Consider the following 19,211-nt stretch of genomic DNA (forward strand, 5'->3'; position numbering starts at 1 on the left):
ATGTCCCGTTACTACACCGAAGACCACGAATGGATCGAAGTGGAAGGCGAAGCCGCCACCGTCGGTATCACCGAATATGCACAGGAACAGCTGGGCGACATCGTGTTCGTCGAATTGCCCGAGGAAGGCGCCGAGCTTGAGAAGAGCAAGGACGCGGCGGTCGTCGAATCCGTGAAGGCGGCGAGCGACGTCTACGCGCCGATCACCGGCACGGTGATCGAAGTGAACTCCGCGCTCGAAGACGACCCCGCTCTGGTCAATTCCTCGCCCGAGGAAGACGGCTGGTTCTTCAAGCTGACCATCGCCGACGAGAGCGAGCTCGAAGGCCTGATGGACGAAGCCGCCTACAAGAGTTTCGTCGACGGGCTGTGATGCCTCAAGCCCCCTCCCCTTCAGGGGAGGGGGTGACTGGAGAAATTATGCGCTACCTCCCCCTGACCGATGCCGACCGTGGCGAAATGCTGGCCAAGATCGGTGCGTCCAGTATCGACGACCTGTTCGTCGACGTGCCCGAAGAGGCGCGGCTCGACGGCCCGATCCACGACCTGCCGATGCACGCCAGCGAGATGGCGGTGGAGCGGCATATGCGTGCGCTCTCCAAGAAGAACCTCGCGGCAGCAGACGCGCCGTTCTTCCTCGGCGCGGGCGCCTATCGCCACCACGTGCCCGCGAGCGTCGATCACATCATCCAGCGCGGCGAGTTCCTGACGGCCTACACGCCCTATCAGCCGGAGATCGCGCAGGGCACGCTGCAGATGCTGTTCGAGTTCCAGAGCCAGGTCGCGCGGCTCTATGGGTGCGCGGTGGCCAATGCCTCGATGTACGACGGCTCGACCGCGTGCTGGGAAGCGATTGCGATGGCGGGGCGGATCGCGCGGGGCAAGCGCAAGAAGGTCGTCCTCTCGGGCGCGCTGCACCCGCATTATGCCGAGGTCATCCGGACCATGGCGAAGTTCACCGAGGACGAGATTGCCGACGCGCAGCCAACCTTGCAGGGCAGCCCCGATGTCGATGGTCTGGTGAGCCGGATCGACGAGGATACCTCCTGCGTCGTGGTCCAGTACCCCGACATCCTCGGGCGGCTGTGCGACCTCGAGAAGATCACCGAGGCCGCGCACGCCAAGGGCGCGCTGGTGATCGCGGTCAATCTGGAGCCCGTGGCGCTCGGTGCGATCAAATCGCCCGGCGAGATGGGCGCGGATATCGTGGTGGGGGAAGGGCAGGCGCTGGGCGTCGGCCTGCAGTTCGGCGGGCCTTACCTCGGGCTGTTCGCGGTCCGCGACCAGAAGCACGTGCGCATGATGCCGGGGCGGCTGTGTGGCGAGACCGTGGACGCGGAGGGCAAGCGTGGCTTCGTGCTGACGCTCTCGACGCGCGAACAGCATATCCGGCGCGAGAAGGCGACCAGCAATATCTGCACCAATAGCGGCCTGTGCGCGCTCGCCTTCAACGTCCACATGACGCTGCTGGGCGAGGAAGGGCTGCGGCGGCTGGCGGCGGAGAACCATCGTCTTGCCTGCATCGCGGCGGACAAGCTGGCGCAGGTGCCCGGCGTCACCGTGCTGAACGATCATTTCTTCAACGAATTCACGATCCGGCTGGGTCAGGATGCGCGCGAAGTGGTGCGCAAGCTGGCCCAGGACGGCATCCTCGCGGGTGTCTCGCTCGGTCGCCTCTATCCGGATGCGGACGACCTGTCGGACGGGCTGCTCGTCACGCTTACCGAAACCACCAGTGAGGAGGATATCGACGCCCTCTGCGCTGCCCTGAAGGAGGTGCTGGCATGAACGCGCCCAACAAGTCCGGCTGGAAGCCCAGCGCGCCCGTAACCGGCGACAGCGACAGCCCCACCACCACCGGCAACCGCGCGCTGATGCTGGAAGAACCGCTGATCTTCGAGATCGGGCGGACCGGCACAACCGGCGTCGACCTGCCGCCGGTGCCGGAGAATACCTCCAACCGCCTCGGCGGGATGGAGCGCAGCGAGACGATCGGCCTGCCCGGTCTCTCGGAGCCCGAAGCGGTGCGCCACTATACCCGGCTGAGCCGCCAGAACTATGCGATCGACCTCGGGCTCTTCCCGCTGGGCAGCTGCACGATGAAGCACAACCCCCGCCTGAACGAGAAGGTGGCGCGCATGCCCGGCTTCGCGGACGTTCACCCGCTGCAGCCGGCGGATACCGTGCGGGGCGCGCTGGAAGTGGTCAGCGAACTGGCCAACTGGCTGGTCACGCTCACCGGCATGCACTCGGTCGCGATGAGCCCGAAGGCGGGCGCGCATGGCGAGCTGTGCGGGATCCTGTGCATCCGCGCCGCGCTCGAAGCGCGCGGCGATGCGCGCAAGGTCGTGCTGGTGCCCGAGAGCGCGCACGGCACCAACCCCGCCACCGCCGCCTTCGCGGGCTACGAGGTGGAGGATATCCCCGCCACCGCCGAAGGCCGCGTGGATCTGGAAAAGCTGAAGGCACGCCTCGGACCGGACGTTGCGGCGGTGATGATCACCAACCCGAACACCTGCGGGTTGTTCGAGCGGGACATGAAGGCGATCTCCGACGCGGTCCACGCGGCGGGCGGCTTCGTCTATTGCGACGGCGCGAACTTCAACGCGATCGTCGGCAAGGTGCGCCCCGGCGACCTCGGCGTGGATGCGATGCACATCAATCTGCACAAGACCTTCTCCACCCCGCACGGCGGCGGCGGGCCGGGCAGCGGCCCGGTCGTTCTGTCCGAAGCGCTCTCTCCCTACGCCCCGCTCCCCTTCACCGCGAAGGGTGAGGACGGCACGGTGCATCTGGTGGAAGAAGAGAACGCCGGTGAATGGGGCCATTCGGACGCCTTCGGGCGGATGACCGCGTTCCACGGCCAGATGGGCATGTTCACGCGTGCGCTGGCCTACATGCTCAGCCACGGGGCGGATGGCCTGGCTCAGGTGGCCGAGGATGCGGTGCTCAACGCCAACTACATCCTGCGTTCGCTCGACGATCTGCTGCTTGCGCCATACGGCGAAAGCGGCCCCTGCATGCACGAGGCGCTGTTCGGCGATGAAGGCTTTGCAGAGGATATCTCCACGCTCGACCTCGCCAAGGCACTGATCGACGAGGGCTTCCATCCGATGACCATGTACTTCCCGCTGGTGGTCCACGGCGCGATGCTGATCGAGCCGACCGAAACCGAGAGCAAGGCGGGGCTCGACCAGTTCATCGCCGCGCTGCGTTCGGTCGCGGAACGGGCCAAGGCGGGCGACGATAGTCTGAAGGCCGCGCCGTACTTTGCGCCGCGCAGACGGCTCGACGAAACGCAGGCGGCGAGGAAGCCGGTGCTGGCGTGGGAGGGCGAGCTCGCCCCCGCAGGCAAACCTGTGGCGAGCGAGATCGGCGGGCAGTAGTCTTGTAACGCGCGCGCCTGCCCGGCATGATCCTTCCTCGCAACCGGGGGAGGTCAGACATTATGCGTTTTGCGATCGGGATCGTGGCTGCGGCCATTCTGGTGAGTGGCTGCGGAGAGGCATCGGCGGATGATGTCCCCTCGGCAGGTGAAGCAGCCTCCGCCACGCAGGCCGCCGCCTCGCCGGAGGCAGCCGAACCCGAACCGCTGCGCGGTCCGGACCTTTCGGGCCTTTTCGACGCGGACGAGAACCATGTACTCGCGCCCATGACCATGGATGCGCGCATGCTGCTCGACTATTCCTTCAAACGCAGCGAGGATGGCACGGCGCTGGTCTCGACTGGCCCGCGCCCGGTGCCGACCACGGAGTCCACTGTCACGTCGCGGATCATCCCGCCCGAGGGCGCAGACGGCCTGTGGAAGGTGCGACTGGATTTCGAAGGTCAGTGGGAAGGTCTGCAGGTTCTCGGCCTAGGGACGGACACATGGCCCGAAGCCTTCACGCCAAGGCCGAATCTAACGATGATGTACTTCGCGCAGCCCGTGCCCGTCGTCGCGGCGAAGCTCGCGGAACTCGGGATCGAGGTGAACCCGGATGGCTCGCCGAAGGTGCTTAACCGGACGCCGGCCGATCTCCACCCGGCCGGAGTCGGGAATCGCTTCGACTGGCACGGTCAGGTCAGCATGGTGCGCGAGGTGGAGGGCAAGACGGCCTACGTCTTCTGGCAGGGCTTTTTCGACGACGGCACCTACTGACCGGAAACGGAAAGACAATGTGCGGATAATCTTCAGCCGCAAGGGGTTCGACAGCGGATCGGGCGGGGGATCCTCGCCCATCGTGGACCGCGTTCCGGTTTCGCTGCCAATCCCCGACACCAAGGGGATCGCGCGCACGACCTACGGCGATCTGGGCCTGGCCGAGCATGTCGCACAGGCGAGCAGGGGTGCCTATGGTACGGACAGTCTCTGCCACCACGATCCGATGTTTACCCCCGACGGTCGCTGTATCTTCGGGCAGGTCGGCTCGGCGCAAACGCACCTTGCCAACAATGGCGTGCGGCGGGCCGATGTGTTCGTGTTCTTCGGGCGTTTTGCGGGCGAGGGGCAGGGGCCGCATCATCGCATTTTCGGGTATTGCGAGGTCGAGCAGGTGATCGACCTGACCAGATGCGACGAAGCGATGCGCTCCGAATACGCCGCGCTCGGTCATCCGCATGCGCTGGGCCTGCATGGGGCGAACGATACGCTCTATGTCGGGCCGGGGCGCATGGCGGGCAGGGCGTCCGACGCGCTGCGACTGACTGCGCCGGGTGAAGCGCTCAGCCGGTGGGTGCGGCCGAAGTGGCTGCGGCGCGGCGACCTTTCGTTTCATGATGCCGATTGGCGCTGGGCCGAGCGCGGACGTCTGATCGCGGTCAGCCGCGGGCAGGAATTCGTTGCGGATGTGGGCAGGCGCAAAGCCCCGCGCGAATGGCTCGCGCGGGTGATCGCGCAGATCCACGCATAGTTCGTCATTGCGAGCGGCGGAGCCGCGCGGCAATCCAGAGTGTGCGTGAGGGCCCCTGGATTGCTTCGCTCCGCTCGCAATGACGAGGAAGTGCTACTTGTACGTCTTGATGATCGCCGAGAAATCGAGGCCGTCATTGCCCGCGCCCGCGAAATCCTCGTACAGGCTCGCCGCGCGTGCGCCCAGCGGAACGCCCGCGTCGACCTCTTCCGCGGCCGCCATCGCGAGGCGCAGGTCCTTGAGCATCAGCGCGGTCGCGAAGCCGCCCTGGTAGTCGCGGTCGGCGGGGCTTTCGACGCCGACGCCCGGGAGCGGGGTATAGGCGTTGAGCGACCAGCAATAGCCGCTCGACTGCGACGAAATCTCGTAAAACTTCTGCGGATCGAGGCCCAGCTTCTTCGCCATCTGCATCGCTTCGGCGACGCCGATCATGCTGATCGCGAGCAGCATGTTGTTGCAGATCTTCGCGGTCTGGCCCGCGCCCGCGTCGCCCGCGTGGATCACCGCCTTGCCCATGCCTTCGAGGATCGGCTTGGCCGCCGCGAAGGCCTCTTCGCTGCCGCCAACCATGAAGGTCAGCGTGCCGCCGTCCGCCGCCGCGATCCCGCCGCTGACCGGCGCATCGACCATCTTGTAGCCCTTGGCGGTGGCCATCTCGCTCACTTCCTTGGCTGTGGCGACGTCGATGGTCGAGCAGTCGAGCAGCGCGGCACCTTCGGGCGCGTGGCCGATCACGGCGTCCGAATAGACCGACTTCACGATTGCCCCATTGGGCAGCATCGAGACCACCGCATCGACGCCCTGCACCGCTTCCTTCGCGTCGGTGAAGGTCTCGCAGCCATTGCTCTTGGCCTTGGCGAGCGCGTCTTCGGACAGGTCGAACGCGCGCACTTCGTGGCCGTTCTTGACCAGGTTCGCGGCCATCCCGCCGCCCATGTTGCCGAGGCCGATAAAGGCGATTTTCATATTGCACCTGCTTCTTCGAGGAGACCGTATACACTGAAGCTAGTCAGCAGCACTCCGAAGAGTAGCGACATGACCAACTGAAAATAATGGAGCCATTTGTCGAAGGCTGTGCGGGGTTCTGGCTCCTCCCCCGCGACCTTCAGTATCGCAGCTTCAGCGACGCTGATCGAACCACCATCTCGATACTTCCAGAGCCGTGAGGCCATCCAGAGGAAGAACAGACCGCCAATCAATAAGACCAGTCCAAAGATTACCGCCCCTTCCATTCACCATCCCTCTTTTCGATGAAGGCTTTCATGCCCTCGGACTTGTCCTCGGTCGCGGTGAGGATCTGGAACAGGCGGCGTTCGTGGAGCACGCCCTGGCCGAGGAAGGTCTCGTAGGCGGCGTTGACCATTTCCTTGTTCACCATCGCGGCCATCGGCGGCATCCCGGCGATCGTTGCGGCGGTGGTGCGCGCCTCGTCCATCAGCGTGTCATGCGGCACGACGCGCGCGACGAGGCCGCTGCGCTCGGCTTCCTCGGCGTCCATCATCCGGCCGGTCAGGCACATTTCCATCGCCTTGGCCTTGCCGACCGCGCGGGTGAGCCGCTGCGATCCGCCCATGCCCGGCGCGACGCCCAGCTTGATTTCGGGCTGGCCGAACTTCGCCTTGTCGCTCGCAATGATGAAGTCGGCCATCATCGCAAGCTCGCACCCGCCGCCCAGCGCGAAGCCGTTGACCGCCGCGATCCACGGCTTGCGCACCGCCTCGACGATGTGGCTGGTCCACTTGGCGAAGAAGTCCTGCAGATAGAAATCCGCCGCGTCCTTCTCGCTCATTTCCTTGATGTCCGCGCCTGCTGCGAAGGCCTTGTCGCCCGATCCGGTCAGGATCGCGCACAGCTGGCTGTCGTCGTTCTGGTAGGCGGCGAAAGCCTCGATCAGCTCGTCGAGCACCACGCTGGAGAGCGCATTGAGCGCCTGCGGGCGGTTGAGCGTGATGGTGGTGACGGCACCGTCGGTCTGCGTGGTGATGGTTTCGTAGGCCATTCAGGGCTCCTCAAATTCGTCACCCTGAACTTGTTTCAGGGTCCAGTCTTCGATCCGTACCGTCTGCCCGAGAGGCGGGCTGGATGCTGAAACGAGTTCAGCATGACGGTCTTGCCAAAGGATCAGCTCAGCGGCGTCCACTCCTCGCCCTCGGGCAGGACGGCGAAGATCGCCTCGATCTGTTCGTCGGTTACGCCTTCGGGCGTGGCGGGGTTCCACTGCGGGTCGCCGGTCTTGTCGACGATCACCGCGCGGACGCCTTCCGCGAAATCGTGGCTGACGAGCACGCGGCTGCCGATGCGGTATTCCATCCGCATCTCGTCGGCGAAGCTGCCCAGCGTCAGGCTGTCCGCCAGCTGGCGCAGCGCGACCTTGCAGCTCTGCGGGCTCTTGGTGCGCAGCGTCTTGAGTTCCTTCGCGGCCCACTCGGAATCGTCGGCCTCGAGCGCGGCGAGGATCTCCTCCAGCGTGCGGCCTGCGAACAGCCGGTCGATATTCTCGCGGTTGGCGAGGATGCGCGCCTCGGGCGGCGTTTCTGATGCCTCGTCGAGGATCGCCTGGATATTGGCCGGATCGTCGATGATCGCGGCCTTCACGCGCGCCAGCTTCTCGCTCGCGATGTAGTGCGTGGCGAGGCCGATGGCGTGGCACTCCGCCCCGTCGAGCCGCGCGCCGGTCAGCGCGAGGAACTTGCCCGTCTGGCCCGGCAGGCGGCTGAGATACCAGCCGCCGCCGACATCGGGAAACAGGCCGATCCCCGTCTCGGGCATGGCGAACTTCGTGTTCTCGGTCGCGACGCGGTAGCTCGCGGGCTGACTGATGCCGACCCCGCCGCCCATCGTGATCCCATCCATGAAGGCGACCACCGGCTTCTTGTAAGTGAACAGCTGGTGGTTGAGCTGGTACTCGGCGTGGAAGAATTCGCGGCCCGTCTTACCCTCGTCATTCAGCGCCGAGTTGCGCAGCATGGCGATATCGCCGCCCGCGCAAAACCCGCGCCCTTCGGCATGGTCGATCATCACCGCAGCGATGCCATCGTGGCTGGCCCACTCGGTCAGCGCCTCGGCCATCGCGACGCACATCTCGGTGGTCAGCGCATGGATCGCCTTGGGGCGGTTCAATGAGATATGGCCCACGTTCTGGTGGGCGTGGATGTTGAGCTGGTCGGTCATGCCGCGTCCTTGTGTTCGATGAGATCCCAGCGGTTGCCCCACGGATCGTTGAAAACCGCGACGGTGCCATAGGTCTCTTCGCGCGGTGCTTCGGTGAATTCGACGCCCCATTGCGCCATGCGACGATGGTCGGTCGCGAAGTCATCGGACTGGAGGAACCAGCCGACGCGCCCGCCTGCCTGATGGCCGATCGCCGCAGTCTGTTCGTCGTTTGCGGCGCGCGCGAGCAACAGTTTCCCGCCGCTTGCCCCTGCTACCACCACCCAGCGCTTGCCGCCGCCCAGATCGCTGTCTTCCTCGACCGCGAAATCGAGCGCGTCACGGAAGAAAGCGATCGCCTCGTCGTAATCGGGGACGAGGAAGGTGGTCATGGCAAGGCCGGTCACTGCCGCAGCAGATCCCGGCCCACGATCATCCGCATCACCTGGTTGGTGCCTTCGAGGATCGAGTGCACGCGCAGGTCGCGCCAGTAGCGTTCGATCGGGTAGTCCTTGAGATAGCCGTAGCCGCCGAACAGCTGCAGCGCGTCGTTGACGACCTTGCTGCCATTGTCGGTCGCCAGTCGCTTGGCCATCGCGGAGAAGCGCGACTTGTCGGGCGCGTTGTCGGTGACTTTCGCCGCCGCGAGATAGAGCAGCGCGCGCGCCGCCTCCAGATCGGTCGCCATGTCGGCGAGCATGAACTGCGTGTTCTGGAAGTCGGCAATCTGCTGATCGAACTGCTGGCGTTCCTTGGTGTATTTCACCGCCTCGTCGAGGCAGCGCTGCGCCCCGCCGAGCGAGCAGGCGCCGATGTTCAGCCGCCCGCCGTCGAGACCCATCATCGCGAAGCGGAAGCCTTCGCCTTCGTCGCCCACCCGGTTCTCCACCGGCACGCGCGCATCCTCGAAGATGACCTGCGCGGTCGGGCTGGCATTCCAGCCGAGCTTCTTCTCGGGCGCGCCGAAGCTGACGCCGGGCGTATCCTTGTCGACCACCAGGCAGGTGATGCCCTTGGTCTTGTGATCGCCCGTGCGGACCATCGTGACGTAGACGTCGTTCACGCCGCCGCCCGAGATGAACTGCTTGGTGCCGTTGAGCACATAGTGGTCGCCATCGAGCACCGCCTGCGTCTTCAGCCCCGCCGCGTCCGACCCGCTGCCCGGTTCGGTGAGGCAGTAGGAAGCAAGCTTTTCCATCGTCACCAGCTGGGGAAGGTACTTCTCCTTCACGCCCGCCCCGCCGAAGCGGTCGATCATCCAGCTGGCCATGTTGTGGATTGAGATGAACGCGCTGGTGGTGGGGCAGCCATAGGCCATTGCCTCCATGATCAGCGCAGCTTCAAGGCGGCCGAGGCCGATCCCGCCCGATTCCTCGGACACGTAGATCGCGCCGAAGCCGAGTTCGGCGGTCTGCTTGATCGTGTCGACGGGGAAGATCTTCTCCTCGTCCCACTTGCCCGCGTGAGGCGTGATGTTGTCGGCGGTGAACCGCTGCGCCATGTCCTGGATCGCGAGCTGGTCTTCTGAGAGCTGAAATTGTCCGGTCATGGCCTGCGGCCTAGCCCCGCCAGCCGGGCAAGAAAAGGGGGCGCGCGAGAGCGCAGGGGCGAACCCTGCCCGGGCCGGGTCAGGACGAAGGGTCGGTCCGTTCCGCAGGGCAGCGGCGGCGCGTCGTGCCCGGGCCCGATTGCGAGACTTCGCGCACTGCAAGCTGCTCGCGATTCTCGCCCAGGTTCATGGCGTACTGACTGGTCCAGCTTTCGCCTTCGCCTTCCATGGCCAGGCTCAGAACGATGCCGGGCCGCCCGCGTCGCACGGCGGTGACCTCGCCCTGCGATTCGTAGAAGGTGATCGTGCCCGGCCGGATGGTCATGAACATCTCCGATTCGGGCGAGCACGGGCCGTCGGGGGCATCCCACTGGCCGAGAAAGCGTGCCGGGATCGCGGTGAGCGCGGCGCGATCCTCTGCCACGTCGCCCGCCGGAACGTCGGGCAGGTTGTACAGCGTGGGCTCGGGCGCCGGGCTCTCGCCGTCCTCGGGCGCGGCGGGAGTGGCGCCATCCGCGGCTTCGGTCGGAGAAGGCGCAGGCGTCATCTCGCTCGCGGCGATGTCGATTTCCTCGCCGTCGATCGCGGCCGTCGTCTGCTGGGCAGACGGCGCGGGCGCCTGGGTATCGCATGCGCTCAACAGGCTCATGCATGCCAGCACAGTTACAGCCGTGATTCTCATGCGCCGTCTCCCTGTCCCGAACCGCGCGATACGGACCTTCTACCGCAATCCGCCCGAGTTAGCGATAGGCCTGTCCGGGCGGCGTGGGCGTCAGCACCGGTTGTAGTCGAACGGCTCCATCCCATCGAAGAGCTCGCTCAGGCGCTCGCCGTCGTCCGAAAGCTCGATCTCGTGGCTTACGGGTTCGGTGGTCGGTTTACCGTTTTCGACATACCGGCCTTCAACCGCGATCGTGTTCGCGCTGACCCGGCGAACGCTGGAGATTTCGACCCGTCCGGACCCGTAGTAGACGATGCGGTTCGCGGTGATCGTCATATCCTGCCCGGAGTTTTCTCGGGCGCAGGCCATGTGATCGCCTTCCCCGCCCCAGGTCCCTCGATAGCGTGCCGGGATGGTGTTGAGCGCCGCCTGATCCGGGCGGGCGGCGGTTGCGCTTTCACCGTCGCATCGCACGAAGTTGGTTGAGGACATCTGCGGGGCGAACAGGGTCATGCCATTCCCGTTGCCGTTCAGCGCAAGGCCGAAGCGCTGGTCCGCATCGGGCGCGTTCGGATCGGGTTCGCCCAGCAGCTCCACCGTATTGGCGTTGATGATCCTCACGTCGACCACGCGGTTGCGCTCGCCATCCCAGGCGCTGGTCCAGTTTTCGCCGACCACATAGCGAGGCTCGCCAGGCGTGCAGCTGTCGGACGCGCGCATGTCCCACGATCCGCGGAAGTCCGCCGGAATGGAAACGGAGGGTTCGTCCCCCTTCGCATCGCTCGTCTGTTCACCCTGGGCCGGGGCCTGCGCTTTGCCAGCGTCCCCGGTTTCGGCTGCTTCGGTATCGCTGGCAGATGCGCCGCAACCGGCGAGCGCAAGCAGGGTTGCCGACGCGATGGCGAAGATCTTCCGCATGATTTCCCCCTCTTGTGCAGGCTGCGGCCTACTGACCGTCAGCCCGATCCTCACGGCAGGCTAGCAAGAAAGGCCGGAATTCACAAAACCCGGCGGGCACCCGCGCTTGCGCGCGACGCCACCGGTTCAGTCTGCGTTGTTGGCGGACCTTCCCAGTACGCGGGCGTCGAATCATTCCTGCGCGAGATCGGTGTTGTTGCCGCGATACCACCGCGGGGCGGGCACACCTTCTTGCCATGCCACCTGCTCTGTCAGCGTACCTTGCGCAAAGGGCGTATCGTAGGTGGCCGCGTCCGCCGCGATGGGATCGGCGAAAGCTTCGTCCGCGCTCACGATGGTCCACCCTTTCGCGCGCAGCGCCCGCACCAGATCGTCGATCCACATGGCCGCGATGTCCGTTTCGTGCAGCAGCAGGACATGGACGGGCGAGCGGCCCCATGCCTGCCGCGCGATACCCTCGTAGAATTCGGCGGCCTCGACATGGGCCTCCACATAGAGGTCGCGCAGCGCGTCACGGTCGACCGGGGTGCCCGCCGCCACCGCCTTCTTGGCCGCAGCTTCGTAGAACCAGTCGCTCGCATCGATCGTCGCATAGGCGTTGAGCAGACCGCGTTCGGCCAGCGCGGCGCGCATGGCATCGCGCTTCGGCTTGTCGCGGCTGCCTTCGTCCAGATACGGGTAGCGGAACCAGGGGCGATAGCCGTCCTGCCCGCGCAGCCAGCTCTCCGCCGCGTCCAGATCGGCAAGATAGGCCTCCAGTCCGACCTGCGAGAGACGCGGATGGGTGGCAGTGTGATTGGCAATGACGTGGCCTGCCGCGACATAGGCAGCGATGCGATCTTTCGCGCCCTCGCGCTGCGTGATCCGGCCCGGGTTGAGGAAGAAGGCGGCCTGATCGACGCCCGCGCGTTCGAGATTGGCGAGCAGCAGGAGCGTGCGATCGTCTTCCTCCAGCCAGGGGCCGGGCGCGCGCGGAACATCGTCGAAGGTGATCGCTACGCGCTTTTCGCCCCCGGGCGTCTCTTGCGCGCTGACGGTGGCCGTGGCGAAAAGCGCCGCGATGGCCAGCACCGCCACATGAAAGAAGCTCATCATTCCAGTCCCTCCAGACCCGATACAAGGGGGAGGGCTAATGCGATTGCCTGCTGGGGAGAAGGCTGCTGCCGGCAACGTGCCGCGAAGCCGAAACGTCCTGGCGCTTAACCGCTCGGGCAGCGGCGGTAGGTCACGGTGCCGCGCTCGCCTGCGTCGAAGTTTTCGACCGTCAGCGTTTTGGCCACGGGATCGACCCGGAATTCCAGCTCGTCGCGCGTGGGTTCGTCGGCATAGGTGGTGTCGAACAGCGCGCGGATGTGGCCCGGTTCGCGGGCCGAGACGGAGATGAAGCGGCCGCCCGTTTCGAAGAAGGAATAGCTGTCCTCGCGCACCGTGAGCACCTTGCCAATGTTCGCGCTCTCATAGCCGTCGCATTCTTCGCGCGTGACGGCATCGCCATCGGTCGCGCGCCATTTCCCGCGGATCGCCACGGGGAAGGTCTGCGCGAAGGCGGAAGGCTCCTCCGCCTCTCCCCCATCGTAACCGATGGGCGGGCCGGCTCCATCGCCGATCCCGCCATCGGGTTCGACGGGGATCGCGGTTTCGGTAGGGGCCGGTTCGGTCGGCTCATCCGGCGCGGGCGTACAGGCGCTGGCGAGCAGGGCCAGCGGAAGCGCGGCGCAAAGGGGGGCGAGTGTGTTCATGTCCATCCCAATGCGCCGCAACCCGGTTTTATCCCATGGTCGGGATGACAAAGGCGTCCTTGTTGTCCGCATCCGCCGTGCCATCGGGCCAGCGCTGCGTGACCTTCTTGGACTTGGTCCAGAAGCGCAGGCCTTCCTGGCCGTACTGGTCGATGTCGCCGAAGCCCGAACGCTTCCAGCCGCCGAAGCTGTGGTAGCTGACGGGCACGGGGATGGGCACGTTGATGCCGACCATGCCCACGTTCACCCGGTGCGCGAATTCGCGCGCGGCGTGGCCGTTGCGAGTGAAGATGGCGACGCCGTTGCCATACTGGTGCTCGCTCGGAAGCTTGACGGCTTCCTCGAAGTCCTTCGCGCGCACGATCTGGAGGACGGGGCCGAAGATCTCTTCCTTGTAGCTTTCCATGTCGGTGGTGACATTGTCGAGCAGGGTCGGGCCGACGAAGAAGCCTTTCTCGTGCCCCTGCAGCGTGAACCCGCGCCCGTCGATGACGACCTCGGCGCCTTCCTTCTCGGCCGTGTCGATCCATTGTTCGATGCGCTGCTTGTGCTCGGGCGTCACGACCGGGCCGTAGTGCGCTTCGGAATCGTTGGAGACGCCGACGCGCAGGGCGTTGATCGCGGGGATCAGCTTTTCGCGCAGGCGCTTCGCCGTATCCTCGCCCACCGGCACCACCACGGGCAGCGCCATGCAGCGCTCGCCCGCCGAACCGAAGGCCGCGCCCGCCAGATCGTTCACTACCTGGTCCAGATCGGCGTCGGGCATCACGATGCCGTGGTTCTTCGCGCCGCCGAAAGCCTGCACGCGCTTGCCGTTCGCGGTGCCGTGCGAATAGATATATTGCGCGATGTCGGACGAGCCGACGAAGCTGATCGCGGGGATATCCGGATGGTCGATGATTGCATCGACCATTTCCTTGTCGCCGTTGACCACCTGCAGCAGCCCCTCGGGCGCGCCCGCTTCGACGAACAGCTGCGCGAGACGGATCGGCACGCTCGGGTCGCGTTCGGAGGGCTTGAGGATGAAGGCATTGCCCGCCGCGATGGCCATGCCGAACATCCACATCGGGATCATCGCCGGGAAGTTGAACGGAGTAATCCCCGCCCCGATGCCGAGCGGCTGGCGCATCGAATAGACGTCGATGCCGGGGCCCGCGCCCTGCGTGTACTCACCCTTGAGCGCCTGCGGGATGCCGCAGGCATATTCGATCACTTCGAGCCCGCGCTGCACGTCGCCATGCGCATCGTCGACCACCTTGCCGTGCTCGCTCGAGAGAAGCTCGGCCAGTTCCTGCTTGTTCGCTTCGACCAGCCGCTTGAATTCGAACATCACGCGCGCCCGGCGCTGCGGGTTGGTCGCGGCCCATTCGGGCTGCACTTCCTTCGCCTTGGCGACTGCGCGTTCGAGCAGCGCGGCATCGCCCAGCGCGACCTCGGCCTGCACTTCGCCGGTCGAGGGGTTCCACACCTTGTGGGTGCGAGTGGCTTCGCCGGCGGCAACGCCGGTGGCGAGATGATGGTCTATCTGGCGCATGTGGGGGAACTCTCTCCGCGTGATGTTTTCTTGCCCTGCGCGCTAGCGCCGGAGGGCTCGTCAATCAACTGACGGAAAGGCGAGGCGTTTCCGGATACCCGGTTCACCCCCCGCTGACCGCGCGCATCATCTCCGCACACAGGATCGCGCCATAGGTGCCCAGCGCATAGCCCAGCACCGCCAGCAGCACGCCCACAGGGGCGAGGGCGGGGTGGAACGCGCCCGCCACCACCGGCGCGCTGGCCGCTCCGCCGACATTCGCCTTGCTGCCCACGGCCACGAAGAAGAAGGGTGCCTTCACGATCTTTGCGACGGTCAGCAGCAGCACCGAATGGATGGTCATCCAGATCAGGCCCACCGCCATGAACAGCGGGGCATCGCCCAGCTGGAAGATATCCATCTTGGTCCCGATCACCGCGACCAGCAGGAAGATGAATACGGTGCCGATCTTGGAGGCGCCGATGCCTTCCAGTTCGCGCGCCTTGGTGAAGCTTGCGGCAAGCCCGATGGTGGTCGCCATCACGACCACCCAGAAGAACTCGCTCGCCAGCACGGCTTCTGCGCCCAGCGCGGACGTGAAGTAGTAAGACAGCCAGCCCGCGCTCCAGTGCGCGAAGGCGACCGCGCCGAAGGTGAAGCCGGTCAGCACGATCAGCTCGTTCGCGCTCGGCACCTTTTCCACCTGCGCACTGTAATCGGCCATCGAATCGCGCAGGCGGGCAATGGCGCTTGCATCCGCACCCAGCCAGCGGTCGATCCGTTCGTGCATCCCTGCGCCATAAAGCAGGAACGCCATCCAGATATTGGCGACCACGATATCCACCGCGACCATCGCGCCATATTGTTCGATATTATAGCCGTAGACCTCCAGCATCGCGGTCTGGTTCGCACCGCCGCCGATCCAGCTGCCTGCCAGCGTGGCGAAACCGCGCCAGGCCGCGTCCGCGCCCTGGCCCGCGATGATCGAGGGTTCGAACTGCGCGACGATCCACAGCGCGATCGGCCCGCCGATAATGATGCCGAGCGTGGCGGTGAAGAACATGATCAGCGCCTTGGGGCCCAGGCCCAGGATGCCGCGAAGATCGATGCTGAGCGTCAGCAGCACCAGCGCGGCGGTGAGGAAGTAGTCCTTGGCGATCGTCCACAGGTTGGATTCGCTGGCGTCGATCACCCCGAAGCTGACCATCAGCGAGGGGATCAGGTAGGCGAGCAGGATGATCGGGACGAAGGTGAAGACCTTGTCCCACACACCCCCGCGCTGGCGCAGGAAGAACAGGATGCCGAGGATCGCGGCGAGAATGCCGAAGATGATGGTGTCGCTGTGGATCATGTGGGCGGGTCTCTCCGGCGGAAGGGGGTGGCCTGGGACGATGCGTCCGGCCGCTGGGGCATTCCTGCCGATCAATTGGCGAAGGTGCAATCATCTGCATGCGGGTTTTCAATGGAGCGAGTCGAGGGTTCGAGATTGCCTTCCGGACCCATGCCGATTCAGCATTGTCGGCCGGATGGGCGGCCCGAGTTGGCGCACGAAATTCTTAGTTTCGTTCGCAAATCCGTAGTTTTGCGCATGCATCTTGCGCGCCTTTCGATTTCATGAAATATTTTCCCAATGGATCACAGATTTTTCTGTCCACCATCCGGCTTGATCGCCGTTCGCCGTTCGGTCGAATTTCACCTGACCGACTGGTTCGATGAATGATCTTTCTCTCGCGCTCTGAGGGCTGACGAGACAGGACAGAACATGTGTGCCCCGTTTCAGGGGGCATTTCCCGAAATCCGGCTCCCGCCCTGTTGAGCGATACATCGCCATGCGCGCTGCGCGTGGACGACGAGGTATCCTTGTGGAGGGAACGATTCATCATGATCACCAACACCAAGAGTTTCACTGCGCGCTGCGGCGTGTTTCTGGCCCTGTTGATGGCCGGTTCGGCAACTCCGGCGCTGGCGCAAACCGCGTCGCAGACGGACGAGAGCACCGCCCCCGACACCGATCAGGCCAACGAGCCGGATGCAGACGATGAAATAATCACGGTCATCGGCACGCGCATCCCCGGTCTTCCCACGGATGGTCCCGTACCGACCGAGACCATCACGCGCGAAGACATCATCGAAAGCGGCGCGGGCACGCTGATCGAGGTGCTCGAGGATCTGCCCGTGACCACCGGCGGAGGGCAGACATTCTCCACCGCAACCGCAGGCGCGCTTTCCTCGGACACGCCGGTGGGTGCTTCGGCTGTCTCGCTGCGCGGGCTCGGAGCCTCGGCAACGCTCACGCTGATCAACGGCCGGCGCGCGCAGATCAGCGCCTTTGCGCGCGGGCAGGAGAGCTTCATCGACGCAAGCTCGATCCCGCTCGCCGCGATCGAGCGCGTCGAGGTCCTGCCCTCGGGTGCCTCGGCGATCTATGGTGCCGACGCGGTGGCGGGCGTGGTCAACTACGTGCTGCGCAGTGATTTCGAAGGGATCGAGCTGTCAGGCTCCTACGGCAATTCGACCGCAGACACCGATGAAGGCCGCTTCAACCTGACCGGCGTGGTTGGCACGCGCCTGGGTGAGCGCAACTCGATCATGCTGGTGGTCGATTACTTCAAGCGCAATCCGTTCTTCCTGCGTGACCGGGCGATCAGCGCGAATAGCTTCCGCCCCAGCCAGCAGGGTTTCTACCCCAGCTTCAACGACCTCTTCTTCCTGGTCGACGCCAACGATCAGACCGAGGAGCCGCAGGACGGCGGCTGCCCGGCAGACGATTTCGGCGTCGGCAATCTGGGCGAGTTTTGCGAGGTCAACACCAATGCCTTCGTCTCGGCCAAGGACCGGCTCGAGACCATCGGCGGCCTGTTCACGCACCAGTTCGAGATCAGCGACAGCCTGACCTGGTACAACGACGTTCTCTACCAGCACGTGGAATCGCGCGGGATCAGCTCGCCAGCCAACTTCTCGCGCACGCCGGTCGATCCCGAGAACCCGTTCTGGCCCGCCGCGCTCCAGCAGGATATCGTCGATGAAGGCGGCGTCGGGGATTTCAGCGACTTCTTCGGCTTCCCGATCTTCGCCTGGGGCAAGATCCCCGAACCGCGCGCGGTCGAAATCTCGTCCGACAGCTACCGGATCACCTCGGGCTTCAAGGGCGACATTTCCGACGACTGGCAGTTCGACGTGGCATTCCTGTTCGGCGGTAACGACCGGGTGCAGCGCGGGCTGTCCGGCCTCTATCTTTCGGAGAACTTCTACGATCTCAACCTCGGCAATATCTGCACCGATGGCACGCGCGTGGAGCGGTGGGACGTCGATCCCGAGCGCCCCGACGCCGACTTCGTGGGCGACACGTGCGAGGGCGTGGGCAAGACCACCTTGTGGTACAATCCCTTCGGGGGGCAGGCGACGCAGGAAGACGGCGTGCTCGATCTGCTCGAAACGCAGGCCGAGCGGACGGGCAAGTCGCGGCTTTATGCAGTCGATGGCTTCGTCAACGGCAACCTGTTCGAAATGCCCGCGGGAATGGTCAAGGTTGCCCTTGGCGGCGAATTCCGCCGCGAAACGCTGAACGATACGCCCTCGGGCGTAGCCGTGGCGAGTGCGAACAATCCCGAGCCGATCCTCGGATTTTCCTCCACCAGCGCCGAGGCAAGCCGCAATTCCTGGTCTGCGTTCGGCGAACTGTACATCCCGCTCGCCGATACGCTCGACGTGCAGATTGCCGGGCGCTTCGACGATTTTCAGGGCTTCGGCAGCGACTTCAACCCCAAGATCGCGGCGCGCTGGCAACCGCTCGAATGGCTTGCGCTGCGCGGCAATTATTCGACCAGCTTCCGCGCCCCGTCGCTTGCGCAGAGCGGGGCGGGCGTCCTGCTGTCATCCTACCGCGTCGATTGCGAGGCGACGCCCGGCGCGTGCGATGGCGATGCGACCGAAGATGGCGAGGCGCTTCTGTCCGAAGATGTCGGCAACCCCGCGCTGGGCGCGGAGAACGCGCGCAGCTTCGGAGGCGGAATCGTTATCCAGCCGGGCAATGGCATCGAACTCCTCGTGGATTACTGGAACATTCGCCACGAAGATCTGGTCGGCATCGACGAGGATGATTTCATCCGCCGCGCGCTTGGCGGAGAGTTCCCTGTGGTCGGGCCGGGCGAACTGCCGACCGGCACGGCCGGGCTCGAAGTGACCGGCGGCTTCGTCACCGATGCGCATTTCCAGATCACCAATCTGGGCTTCCAGAAGACCGACGGGATAGACTTTGTCTACACCCATCGCTTCGCCGATGGCCCGGCGGGCCGGTTCACCCTGACCGCGGATGTGACCCACATCTTCAACTTCGAACGGCAGGGTTCACCCGCCAGCCCGGTGGAACAGCTGGCAGGCGACTACCTCTATCCCGACTGGATCGCGTCGAGCCGCCTGCGCTGGCGCAAGGGGGACTGGCGCGCGTCCGTCGCGGGCTTCTATACCAGCGGGTATCGCGACGATCCCTCCGACCGCACGCTCGAAGCATTGGGCCTGCCCACCGGAGAGGACTATTTCGTCGACGATCATGTCACCTTCGACCTCAGCGTGAGTTACGACTTCGCGCGGGACAGCTACATCCAGCTGGCGGTGCGCAATATCTTCGATGCCGATCCGCCGCGTGTGCTCGGTTCGTCGTCCAATGTCGATCTGTACAATCACGATCTGATCGGGCGGTATGCCACCGTGCGCGTAACCAAGCGGTTCTAGGCTCGGCGGCCGCGAGAGGTCACGATCGGTCTGTCCCGGCGGGTTGCCAAGGCAAGCCC

Annotated in this window: 18 protein-coding genes; 6 read left to right on the forward strand and 12 right to left on the reverse strand. The window is 65.3% G+C overall.

Going from position 1 to position 19,211, the window contains the following annotated elements; all coding sequences use genetic code 11:
* From gcvH to ADAD_RS0101605, 5 genes are all read left to right on the forward strand, one after another.
* The gene (gcvH, locus tag ADAD_RS0101585) at nucleotides 1-372 is read left to right on the forward strand and encodes a glycine cleavage system protein GcvH (protein WP_010408549.1); all 372 of its coding nucleotides are present in this window, start codon (nucleotides 1-3) and stop codon (nucleotides 370-372) included.
* Between the two features lie 47 nt (nucleotides 373-419).
* Nucleotides 420-1,787, forward strand: a complete 1,368-nt coding sequence (gene gcvPA, locus ADAD_RS0101590; RefSeq protein ID WP_010408552.1) for an aminomethyl-transferring glycine dehydrogenase subunit GcvPA — start codon at nucleotides 420-422, stop codon at nucleotides 1,785-1,787.
* Complete coding sequence (gene gcvPB / locus ADAD_RS0101595; protein ID WP_010408555.1) at nucleotides 1,784-3,385, forward strand: aminomethyl-transferring glycine dehydrogenase subunit GcvPB; 1,602 nt, start codon at nucleotides 1,784-1,786, stop codon at nucleotides 3,383-3,385. The genes gcvPA and gcvPB overlap by 4 nt, the downstream gene beginning before the upstream one ends.
* 62 nt (nucleotides 3,386-3,447) lie before the next feature.
* Complete coding sequence (locus tag ADAD_RS0101600; protein ID WP_010408558.1) at nucleotides 3,448-4,140, forward strand: hypothetical protein; 693 nt, start codon at nucleotides 3,448-3,450, stop codon at nucleotides 4,138-4,140.
* 19 nt (nucleotides 4,141-4,159) lie between these two features.
* Complete coding sequence (locus ADAD_RS0101605; RefSeq protein ID WP_010408562.1) at nucleotides 4,160-4,891, forward strand: hypothetical protein; 732 nt, start codon at nucleotides 4,160-4,162, stop codon at nucleotides 4,889-4,891.
* A gap of 93 nt (nucleotides 4,892-4,984) precedes the next feature.
* Here ADAD_RS0101605 and mmsB read toward each other — a convergent pair whose 3' ends face one another.
* From mmsB to ADAD_RS0101665, 12 genes are all read right to left on the reverse strand, one after another.
* Nucleotides 4,985-5,857 carry a 3-hydroxyisobutyrate dehydrogenase gene (gene mmsB / locus ADAD_RS0101610; protein ID WP_010408564.1) on the reverse strand — a complete coding sequence of 291 codons (873 nt, stop codon included), beginning with the start codon at nucleotides 5,855-5,857 and terminating at the stop codon, nucleotides 4,985-4,987.
* On the reverse strand, nucleotides 5,854-6,123 hold the full coding sequence (locus ADAD_RS0101615; RefSeq protein ID WP_010408566.1) for a hypothetical protein: 270 nt from the start codon (nucleotides 6,121-6,123) through the stop codon (nucleotides 5,854-5,856). The genes mmsB and ADAD_RS0101615 overlap by 4 nt, the downstream gene beginning before the upstream one ends.
* Entirely contained in the window at nucleotides 6,108-6,890 is a 783-nt protein-coding gene (locus ADAD_RS0101620) for an enoyl-CoA hydratase-related protein (RefSeq protein WP_010408568.1), read from the reverse strand. Before ADAD_RS0101620 ends, ADAD_RS0101615 begins: the two co-directional genes overlap by 16 nt.
* 122 nt (nucleotides 6,891-7,012) lie before the next feature.
* Nucleotides 7,013-8,062: an enoyl-CoA hydratase/isomerase family protein gene (locus ADAD_RS0101625; protein ID WP_010408570.1), complete on the reverse strand. Its 1,050-nt coding sequence runs from the start codon at nucleotides 8,060-8,062 to the stop codon at nucleotides 7,013-7,015.
* Entirely contained in the window at nucleotides 8,059-8,448 is a 390-nt protein-coding gene (locus tag ADAD_RS0101630) for a VOC family protein (RefSeq protein WP_029139823.1), read from the reverse strand. The genes ADAD_RS0101625 and ADAD_RS0101630 overlap by 4 nt, the downstream gene beginning before the upstream one ends.
* Nucleotides 8,445-9,590 (reverse strand): acyl-CoA dehydrogenase family protein, encoded by a 1,146-nt coding sequence (locus ADAD_RS0101635; protein WP_010408573.1) that lies wholly within the window; start codon nucleotides 9,588-9,590, stop codon nucleotides 8,445-8,447. Before ADAD_RS0101635 ends, ADAD_RS0101630 begins: the two co-directional genes overlap by 4 nt.
* 79 nt (nucleotides 9,591-9,669) lie before the next feature.
* Entirely contained in the window at nucleotides 9,670-10,239 is a 570-nt protein-coding gene (locus ADAD_RS0101640) for a hypothetical protein (RefSeq protein ID WP_010408575.1), read from the reverse strand.
* A gap of 123 nt (nucleotides 10,240-10,362) precedes the next feature.
* Nucleotides 10,363-11,169: a hypothetical protein gene (locus ADAD_RS0101645; RefSeq protein WP_010408577.1), complete on the reverse strand. Its 807-nt coding sequence runs from the start codon at nucleotides 11,167-11,169 to the stop codon at nucleotides 10,363-10,365.
* 171 nt (nucleotides 11,170-11,340) lie between these two features.
* Nucleotides 11,341-12,264, reverse strand: coding sequence for a polysaccharide deacetylase family protein (locus ADAD_RS0101650; RefSeq protein WP_010408579.1), 924 nt, complete (start codon nucleotides 12,262-12,264; stop codon nucleotides 11,341-11,343).
* A 104-nt stretch (nucleotides 12,265-12,368) separates the two neighbouring features.
* Nucleotides 12,369-12,908: a hypothetical protein gene (locus ADAD_RS0101655; protein WP_033193124.1), complete on the reverse strand. Its 540-nt coding sequence runs from the start codon at nucleotides 12,906-12,908 to the stop codon at nucleotides 12,369-12,371.
* A 28-nt stretch (nucleotides 12,909-12,936) separates the two neighbouring features.
* Nucleotides 12,937-14,442, reverse strand: coding sequence for a CoA-acylating methylmalonate-semialdehyde dehydrogenase (locus ADAD_RS0101660; RefSeq protein WP_010408583.1), 1,506 nt, complete (start codon nucleotides 14,440-14,442; stop codon nucleotides 12,937-12,939).
* Nucleotides 14,443-14,545: 103 nt separating this feature from the next.
* Complete coding sequence (locus ADAD_RS0101665; RefSeq protein WP_010408585.1) at nucleotides 14,546-15,772, reverse strand: DUF819 family protein; 1,227 nt, start codon at nucleotides 15,770-15,772, stop codon at nucleotides 14,546-14,548.
* A gap of 530 nt (nucleotides 15,773-16,302) precedes the next feature.
* Here ADAD_RS0101665 and ADAD_RS0101670 point away from each other — a divergent pair.
* Nucleotides 16,303-19,152, forward strand: a complete 2,850-nt coding sequence (locus tag ADAD_RS0101670) for a TonB-dependent receptor plug domain-containing protein (protein ID WP_083825543.1) — start codon at nucleotides 16,303-16,305, stop codon at nucleotides 19,150-19,152.
* Nucleotides 19,153-19,211 lie beyond the last annotated feature (59 nt).

The organism is Citromicrobium sp. JLT1363 (assembly GCF_000186705.1).
Lineage (GTDB): Bacteria > Pseudomonadota > Alphaproteobacteria > Sphingomonadales > Sphingomonadaceae > Alteriqipengyuania.